8 protein-coding genes and 1 pseudogene are annotated in these 8,456 nt (G+C 72.4%); 5 read left to right on the top strand and 4 right to left on the bottom strand.

Annotated features, from left to right (window positions below):
- Positions 1-39 precede the first annotated feature (39 nt).
- Positions 40-276: pseudogene (locus P1P75_RS36900) on the bottom strand (alkaline phosphatase family protein); the annotation flags it as partial.
- 77 nt (positions 277-353) lie between these two features.
- Positions 354-998, bottom strand: coding sequence for an HNH endonuclease family protein (locus tag P1P75_RS36895; RefSeq protein ID WP_150470754.1), 645 nt, complete (start codon positions 996-998; stop codon positions 354-356).
- Positions 999-1,761: 763 nt separating this feature from the next.
- Between P1P75_RS36895 and P1P75_RS36890 the strand changes: the two genes are divergently transcribed.
- Both P1P75_RS36890 and P1P75_RS36885 read left to right on the top strand, forming a co-directional pair.
- Entirely contained in the window at positions 1,762-2,343 is a 582-nt protein-coding gene (locus tag P1P75_RS36890) for a TMEM165/GDT1 family protein (protein ID WP_319263673.1), read from the top strand.
- Between the two features lie 490 nt (positions 2,344-2,833).
- Positions 2,834-3,490 carry an HAD-IA family hydrolase gene (locus P1P75_RS36885; protein WP_319263672.1) on the top strand — a complete coding sequence of 219 codons (657 nt, stop codon included), beginning with the start codon at positions 2,834-2,836 and terminating at the stop codon, positions 3,488-3,490.
- A gap of 55 nt (positions 3,491-3,545) precedes the next feature.
- Here P1P75_RS36885 and P1P75_RS36880 read toward each other — a convergent pair whose 3' ends face one another.
- Entirely contained in the window at positions 3,546-4,631 is a 1,086-nt protein-coding gene (locus P1P75_RS36880; RefSeq protein WP_319263671.1) for a peptidoglycan-binding protein, read from the bottom strand.
- Positions 4,632-4,793: 162 nt separating this feature from the next.
- Between P1P75_RS36880 and P1P75_RS36875 the strand changes: the two genes are divergently transcribed.
- Positions 4,794-6,833: an MDR family MFS transporter gene (locus tag P1P75_RS36875; RefSeq protein ID WP_319263670.1), complete on the top strand. Its 2,040-nt coding sequence runs from the start codon at positions 4,794-4,796 to the stop codon at positions 6,831-6,833.
- Here P1P75_RS36875 and P1P75_RS36870 read toward each other — a convergent pair.
- A complete protein-coding gene (locus P1P75_RS36870) occupies positions 6,826-7,347 on the bottom strand; it encodes a GNAT family N-acetyltransferase (protein ID WP_319263668.1) in 522 nt (173 codons plus the stop codon). The genes P1P75_RS36875 and P1P75_RS36870 overlap by 8 nt on opposite strands.
- A 145-nt stretch (positions 7,348-7,492) precedes the next feature.
- Here P1P75_RS36870 and P1P75_RS36865 point away from each other — a divergent pair, with 145 nt between their 5' ends.
- Both P1P75_RS36865 and P1P75_RS36860 read left to right on the top strand, forming a co-directional pair.
- Positions 7,493-8,176, top strand: coding sequence for a hypothetical protein (locus tag P1P75_RS36865; RefSeq protein ID WP_319263666.1), 684 nt, complete (start codon positions 7,493-7,495; stop codon positions 8,174-8,176).
- Positions 8,177-8,182: 6 nt separating this feature from the next.
- Positions 8,183-8,456 (top strand): hypothetical protein (locus P1P75_RS36860; RefSeq protein WP_319263665.1); only part of this gene is annotated, 274 nt, incomplete at its 3' end.

Here is an 8,456-nt window from a genome sequence, read left to right as displayed (position 1 = left end):
ACTACGCCCTGATCCCGGGCACCGGGCTCACCCCGGGCACGGCCACGCGCGGGCGCCGTCGAGGAACACCTCGTACGGCGTGGCCGTGCCCGGGGTGAGCCCGGTGACCGGGATCAGGGCGTAGTGGTGGCCCGCCACCTGGAAGGTGCGGGTCGTGCCGCCTGAGCCGTCCGCGCAGCGCACCTCGGCGGCGCACGGGCGGCTCGCCTCGATCCAGACCGTCGCGGACGAGCCGTCGGCGTATCTCAGCAGGGGTCCCAGCCGTAGTCCGGCCACGTGATTGCCTCCTCCGTCGCCCCGTACGGTACGGAACGACGGAGGCGGATGGGGAGGTTCCTCGCCGGGATTCCGGATCAGCAGCTCGCGAGGTAGCTGGTGAGCGCGCTCTTCTCGGCGGAGTCCACGGAGAGTCCGTAGTAGTACTTCACCTGGACCCAGGCCCGGACGTAGGTGCAGCGGTAGGCCGTGCGCGAGGGCATCCAGGTGGCGGGGTCCTGGTCGCCCTTGGACTGGTTGACGTTGTCGGTGACGGCGATGAGCTGCGGACGGGTCAGGTCGTTGGCGAAGGACTGGCGGCGGGAGGTGGTCCAGCTGTCGGCGCCGGAGTCCCAGGCCTCGGCGAGCGGAACCAGGTGGTCGATGTCGACGTCGGAGGCGGCGGTCCAGGTCGCGCCCTCGTAGACCGAGTACCAGCTGCCGCTGGTGGCGGCGCACGCGGAGTCCTGGACGACGTTGGTGCCGTCGCGCTTGAGGACGACCTCGCGGGTGTTGCAGGTGCCGGACTGGGTGATCCAGTGCGGGAAGAGGTCGCGGTTGTAGCCGGTGCGGTCCTCGGTCGCCACGGTGAGCGAGGCGAGGTAGGTGCGGGCGGTGGTGGCGCTGACCGGAGTGGGGAGGGCCGCGGAGGCGCTCGGGGAGTTGAACAGGGCGGCGGAGGCTATCAGTCCGGTGAGCGCCGCGAGTATGCTGACCCGTCGACGCGCGTAGAACTTCGACATGCGAACTCCCTTGAGGGGGTGGGGGCGTTGCGGTGCGAGCGAGGGAATGCTCGCGGGGTCGCATTGCGGGGAGGTGTGCGCGCGGTAAGAAGCTAGTGACGTGCGCATGACACAACAAGGGGTGCGACGGGACTTTCGGTCCCCCGGCCGCTCCGGGGGCCGCGACCAGAGGATTTCCGGGCCCACCGGAGGGTGCTGCCGCGGCCGGCGCCGGGTCCCCGGACCGCGGCCGGTGCAGGGTCGGATTCCGGGGGTCGGATTCCGGGGCAGGGCAGCCGTCGGCCCAGGGTGCTCCCGCGTCGGCGCCGGGCCTGGACGGCGGCCGGCCTCATGGTGCTTGCGCGGTCGGCCACGGAGGTCGGTGTGGTCGGCCACGGAGGTCGGTGCGGTCGGCTCGGGAGGTCGGTGTGGTCGGCCACGGAGGTCGGTGTGGTCGGCTGCGGAGGTCGGTGCGGTCGGCTCGGGAGGTCGGTGTGGTCGGCCACGGAGGCCGGTGCGGTCGGCTCCGGAGGTCGGTGCGAGAGTCACGTACTATGGACGGCGCAGAAGGGGAGTAGCTCTTCGCCGGACCGTCGACATACTGCTCAGCTCGTCTGAGCCGGCGCCCGGAGGCAGGCCCTCACAGGGTCGGCCAGCGAGACCTTCGGCAAGCAGTGCACCTCCGTGCCATGTGGCGCGGAGCACACGTGTGCTGCCGTGCCGAGGCGTCCTGTGCGAAGGAAGCAGCACTCTCGGTGGGGCGGCCCCGACCGATTGAGGACCCTTGATCAGCCTGACCGTGACGGCGCTCGTCTTCGGCGTCGTCTTCCTCGCCGAGTTGCCCGACAAGACCGCCCTCGCCGGCCTCGTCCTCGGCACCCGCTACCGTGCTTCGTACGTCTTCGCCGGTGTCGCAGCCGCCTTCGCGCTGCACGTCACGCTCGCCGTCGCGGCCGGCAGCGTGCTGACCCTGCTCCCGCAGCAGATCGTGCACGCGCTCACCGGTGTGCTGTTCCTCGGCGGCGCGGCCGTGCTGCTGATGAAGAAGGACGAGGGCGACGAGGAGATCCGGGGACCCGAGAAACAGTCCTTCTGGAAGGTCTCCGGGGCGGGCTTCATGCTCATCCTCGTCGCCGAGTTCGGCGATCTGACCCAGATCATGACGGCCAACCTCGCCGCCCGCTACGACGACCCGCTCTCCGTCGGTCTCGGCGCGGTGCTGGCCCTGTGGTCGGTGGCCGGACTGGGCATCGTCGGCGGAAAGGCCCTGATGAAGCGGGTGCCGCTGAAGGTGATCACCCAGATCGCGGCGGTGCTGATGCTGGGCCTCGGCGTGTGGAGCCTGTGGGAGGCGGTCGCCGGCTGAGCCCGGCGCCAGAGCCGCGCGAGCCGTGCGACGAACTGGGCGCCGAGCCCCGCGCGAGCTGAACGGAGGGTGAACCCTGACGGGTCGGGTGGCGTGAGTGCCCCACTGTTTTGTACCGTGGGGAAACAAAGTGGCTCCCGTCCGTTTTCCCTGACCGGCGGGCGGGGCCGCCTTGTTTCCCCGCGTGCTCGCGCACGCGCCCCGTCCGCGCTGGGAGTCGCCGATGCCGGCCGTCAGGGCCTCTCGTGTGGATCAGGCCGGGCTCGCGGGCCCTGGCACCGCACCTCGCTGCATGTCATCACTCTCCCCCGCCTCATGGGGGACCCCCATGAGCGCAACTGGCCCCCACGGGCTCCGCCCCGACTCCCTCCCTCCTCCGCCCTGCGATGCTCCCCCGCTGCCCGAAAGGCGTGGGAGGTGCCCGTACCCCCAGCACCAGACCCCGCTCCCTGTTCCACCCTGATCCACCCTGATCCGAACGAGAGGCCCTATGTCCACCACCGTCCTCACCGCCCGTGCCCTCCTCCTCGACATGGACGGCACCCTCGTGAACTCCGACGCCGTCGTGGAGCGCGTCTGGCGGCGCTGGGCCGACCGGCACGGTCTGGACGGTGACGACGTCATGAAGGTCGTCCACGGCCGCCAGGGATACGCCTCGATGGCCGTCCTGCTGCCGCACCGCCCCATGGAGCAGAACCTCGCCGACAACGCGCGGATGCTCGCGGAGGAGACCGCCGACCTGGACGGCGTCGTGCCGGTCCCCGGCGCCTGCGCGTTCCTCGCCTCCCTGCGAGACGTCCCGCACGCCCTGGTCACCTCGGCGGACGCCCCCCTCTCGACGGCCCGCATGGCCGCCGCGGGCCTGGCCCTCCCCGGGATCCGCGTCACCGCGGAATCGGTCGGCGCGAGCAAGCCGGACCCCGAGGGCTTCCTCAAGGGCGCGGCCGAGCTGGGGGTGGCCCCGGCGGAGTGCGTCGTCTTCGAGGACTCGGGGGCGGGAATCGCGGCGGGGCGCGCCGCGGGAATGCGGGTGGTCGGGGTCGGGCCGCGTGCGGCGGCACACCGGCCGGACGTGGTGGTGGCGGATCTGACGGCGGTGCGGGTGGAGGTCGTGGGCGAGCGCGTCCGGATCCACGTGACCGCGTGAGAACCGGGCCGCGCGCCCCGAGGCCCGTCTGCCGCTCCCGCCGCCCCCGCCGCTCCTACGGCTCCTTGGTCTCCGACTCGAGGCCCGTCCGGCTGGCAGGCCCGTACTCGCCCAGCTCGTCGCCCTGGATACCCCGCGACCACTGGTAGTTGCGCAGGGCTTCCTCGACGCGGTTGCCGAACATCCCGTTCGCCTCGTCGTTGAAGAGGTACAACTGCCGCAGCCGTAGCTGGAGTTCGGTCACCTCGGGCCCCTGGTCCCCGCGGCGCAGGACGGTCACCTCGCCGCTGCCGCCCTCCGCCCCGTTCCCCGGCGCCAGCGACCCCGTGATCTGGGTGGTCGGCGCGCTCGGACTCGGCTCGGTCGTGCGGGAGGGCGACGGGGAGGCGCTGGACTCCGTGGCGGACGGTGACGCGCTCGCGCTCTCGGAGGGCGACGCCGGGGCGCTGGAGGCCGCCGACGGGGACGCGGAACGGCTCGCCGACGGCGACTTTGGAGGCGCGCTCGTGGAGGCGTCCGGAACGGCGGCGCGGACCTCCTCCGCGGCGGCCCGGTCGCGGGTCGGCGACTCGTAGGAGAACAGCCCGCTCGCGAACCCGGCCGCGGCGATCACGGCGACGGCGGCACCGGTCGACGCGATCAGCAGTGTGCGGCGCCGTCGGCCGTGCGGGGCCTCCCCGTCGTCGTACGGCCCGCTGCCGGAGTCCCGGCCCGCCTCGAACAGGCTCAGGTCGGTGTCGCTGGGCGTCGAGCCGGAGGGCGCGAGCGGCGTCGGCACCGGGGCCGTACCCGCGGCCGGGGCGACCGCACGCAGGGTCATCGTCGCGTCGGACACCGTGTCACCGGGAGGCGTCGGCCGTACCGCGGGCAACGGCATCGTCACGTCGCCGGCCTCCCCACCGTCCCCGGCCGCTTCCCCCAGCTCCACGTACGGCCGTATCCGCAGCGGATCGAAGCCCTCCGCCGCGGCCACCTCCGCCTCACGGGTGTCGCGCAGGGCGTCGGAGGTGCGCTGCGCGCACGCGCACGACGGGGTGTTGTCCGCCGCCCGGAGCGCGCCGCACTGCGGACACGGATGGCCGTGCCCCTGCGGGCGCACCGGCTCGCCCGGTCGCCCCTGTCGGTCCGTCGGATCGTTCACCCGTTCGTCCCTCCCCATCCAAACTCCAAGGATTATGCAGATCCCCCACACAACTGGCTGCCCGCGACCCCCGGAACAGGAGATTCCGGTAGGACTCGACAGGCCATAACGGGACACACCGATCACGATGGAAGATGTCCACGCGAGCCTCAGGAGGCATCCATGGCCTTGGACGCGCAGGCCGTGGCGGGGGATCCCCGTCAGGAGCACGTGCCCGGCAACGTCCTCGTGTCGATCGGCGCGCTGCTGCTCGGCATGCTGCTCGCCGCCCTCGACCAGACGATCGTGTCGACGGCGCTGCCCACCATCGTCAGCGACCTGGGCGGCATGGAACACCTCTCCTGGGTGGTCACCGCCTACCTGCTGGCGTCGACCGCCGCGACCCCGCTCTGGGGCAAGCTGGGCGACCAGTACGGGCGCAAACGGCTGTTCCAGATCGCGATCGTGATCTTCCTGATCGGCTCGGCACTGTGCGGAACGGCACAGAACATGCCGCAGCTCATCGGCTTCCGCGCACTCCAGGGCCTGGGCGGCGGCGGGTTGATGGTGCTGTCGATGGCGATCGTCGGCGACATCGTCCCGCCGCGCGAACGAGGCCGCTACCAGGGCCTGTTCGGTGCGGTCTTCGGCGCGACCAGTGTCCTGGGGCCCCTCCTGGGCGGCCTGTTCACCGAGCACCTGAGCTGGCGCTGGGTCTTCTACGTCAACCTCCCGCTCGGTGCCGTCGCGCTCGCCGTCATCGCGGCCGTCCTGCGCATCCCCCGCAAGTCGGCCAAGCACGTCATCGACTACCTCGGCACCCTCCTCATCGCCTCCGTCGCCACCTGTCTGGTGCTGGTGGCCTCGCTGGGCGGCACCACCTGGGGCTGGGGCTCCCCGCAGATCGTCGGACTCGCCGTGCTGGGCGTCGCCCTGGCCTTCGTCTTCGTGGCCGTGGAGCGCAGGGCCGCCGAACCCGTCCTGCCGCTCAAGCTGTTCCGCATCCGCACCTTCACGCTGTCCGCCGTGATCAGCTTCATCGTCGGCTTCGCGATGTTCGGCGCGATGACCTATCTGCCGACCTTCCTCCAGGTCGTGCACGGCGTCTCACCGACCCTGTCCGGTGTGCACATGCTGCCGATGGTGGCCGGCCTGCTGCTGGCGTCCACGGCCTCCGGGCAGATCGTCAGCCGCACCGGCCGCTGGAAGGTGTTCCCGGTCACCGGCACCGCCGTCACGGCCATCGGCCTGCTCCTGCTGCACCAGCTCGACGAGCACAGCTCCACCGCCGTGATGAGCGCGTTCTTCTTCGTCTTCGGCCTGGGCCTCGGCCTGGTGATGCAGGTCCTGGTCCTCATCGTGCAGAACGCCGTCTCCTACGAGGACCTCGGCGTCGCCACCTCCGGCGCGACCTTCTTCCGCTCCATCGGAGCCTCGTTCGGCGTCGCCATCTTCGGCACCGTCTTCACCAACGGTCTCGGCGACAAGCTCGCGGACGCCTTCCGGGGCGTGGACCTCCCGTCGGCCGTCTCCCTCGACGCCCTGGAGGCCGACCCGCGCATCATCGGCGACCTGCCCGCCGCCCTGCGCCCACAGGTCCTGCACGCGTACGCCTCGTCCATCACGGACGTCTTCCTCTACGCCGTCCCGGTCGCCCTCCTCGGCTTCGTCCTCTCCTGGTTCCTCAAGGAGGACCCGCTGCGCGGCTCGGTCACCGCTCCGGACGTGACGGAGACCCTGGCCAGCAACCCGGTCCAGCGTTCCTCGTACGACGAGGTGTGCCGGGCACTGTCCGTCCTCGGCACCCGCGAGGGCCGCCGCGAGATCTACCGGACGATCACCGCGCGGGCCGGCTACGACCTGCTGCCCGCCGCGAGCTGGATGCTGCTGCGCATGAAACGCCACGGCAGCGTCGAACCGGGCAGACTCGCCGAGCGCGTCCCCGTCCCGCTGCCGGTGATCCTGGAGGCCACCCGGCAGATCGAGGAACGCCGGCTCGCCGTGCGTGCGGGCCTCGACCTGCTGCCCACCGACGAGGGCCGCGAGGTCGCCGAACACCTCTCGCGGGCCCGCGAGGAGTCGCTGGCCGAACTGCTCGGCGACTGGTGGGGCCCGGACCGCCCCACCGACCTGACCCAGCTGGTGGCGGAGCTGAACGCCGAACTGTGCGGCTCCGACCGCGAGCAGCCGCACGACGAACGCCCCGCGCCCCGGCTCAGCTGAGGCGCGCGCCGCCGGAATCCGCGCCGGACAGGTCCTTGCTGAACCAGTGCTCGGCGTACGGCTCGTCGTTGTGCCGGGCGCCTTCCCGGTAGCCGAGGCGGGCGTACAGCGTGCGGGCCTCGACGAGGTCGCCGCGGGTGTCGAGGATCATCCGCCGGGCGCCGAGAGCGCGGGCGGCGTCCTCGGCGGCCCCGACGAGCAGCGGACCCCCGCCCCTGCCCCGCGCCCCCGGCCGCAGGAACACCCGCTTCAGCTCGGCCGTCGACGCGTCCAGCAGCCGCACGCCCGCACTGCCGGCCGGCTCACCGTCGTACCGTGCGACGAGCAACCGGCCGGTGGGCGGCGCCAGTTCGGTTCCCCGCCCGGCGGCGATCTCCCGCTCCAGCTCGGCGGGATCGGTGCGCCGCCCCTCGTGCAGCAGATACCAGCGGTCGCTGACCTCGGTGTAGTACTCCCGCCACAGCGCGGCGGCGACAGGGGAGTCCACGGGTTCCGGGGCGATGATCCAGGTCATGCCGGCCATTCTCGGCGGGGGTACCACCGAGCGCGCAACCGGATATGCGGGGGCAGGGTACGACGCCCGCGGCCGTTTGTCCGGCGCGGTCCGGGCAACCCGGACGGTGAACCGGCCCGCGGGGCCGAAACACCGGAAGGCAACCATGTCCACAGGCGTGATCATCGCTCTCATCGTGATCGTGGCGGTCGTCGTCGCCGTCGCGGCCGTCCTGGCCGTGCGGGCACGAGGGTCGGCACATGGAGGACGAGGCCTGAAGCGCCGCTTCGGGCCCGAGTACGACCGGGCAGTGGCCCGGCACGACGGCGACGTCAAGGCGGCCGAGCGTGAACTCGGCGGCTTGGTGGAGCGGCACGGCGGGCTGAAGGAGCGGCCGCTGGAGCCCGCGGAGCGCGAGAGGTTCGAGGCGCGCTGGGCGGCCGCGCAGGAGCGCTTCGTCGACTCCCCGCGCGAGGCGGTCGCCGAGGCGGACCGGATCCTCGCCGACGCCGCGGGCGCCCGCGGCTACCCGGACGGCGGGCGCTACGACGAGCAGGTCGCCGCGCTCGCCGTGCACCACGCCGACCACGTGCAGGGCTACCGGCACGTGCACCACGTCACCCGCTTCCATCAGGACGGCGGCGCACGGGGCGGCGAAGCCCCTGGCACCGAGGACCTGAGGGCCGCCATGGTCGAGGCCCGTGCCCTCCTCGACGACCTGGTCGGCGAAAGCCACCACCGGGCGCCGACGACCCGGCCCGCGGAGGACTCCCGGACGGCCGGGCGCCACGAGGGCAGCTCCGGCTTCCACCTGCCGGGCCTCCACCGCCACCAGACAAAGCAGGGGTGAACAGGCATGCCCGACGTGACATCCGGCGGCGAGTACCGCCGCGCCGCACAGGAGCAGGAAACCGCACAAGGAACGGCGCAGGAAACCGCACAGTCGCAGGGACGACCCCGGGCCGTACCGCTGGGAGAGAGCCAGGCCCAGGGAGAAGGGCAGCAACCGGGACAGTGGCAGGGCGCGGGCACGCCGGCGCGGAATCCGGCCGCCGGCGTGACCGCGCCCTGCCACCGTTCCCGTGCTGGCTCTTATACACATCTGAAGCCGCAGACGAAAACAAAAATAG

Origin of the sequence: Streptomyces sp. ID05-39B, assembly GCF_033794725.1 — a bacterium.
Classification (GTDB): Bacteria; Actinomycetota; Actinomycetes; order Streptomycetales; family Streptomycetaceae; genus Streptomyces; species Streptomyces bobili.
Note: the sequence above shows the minus strand (reverse complement) of the source record. Positions and strands in the feature narration are given on the sequence as shown.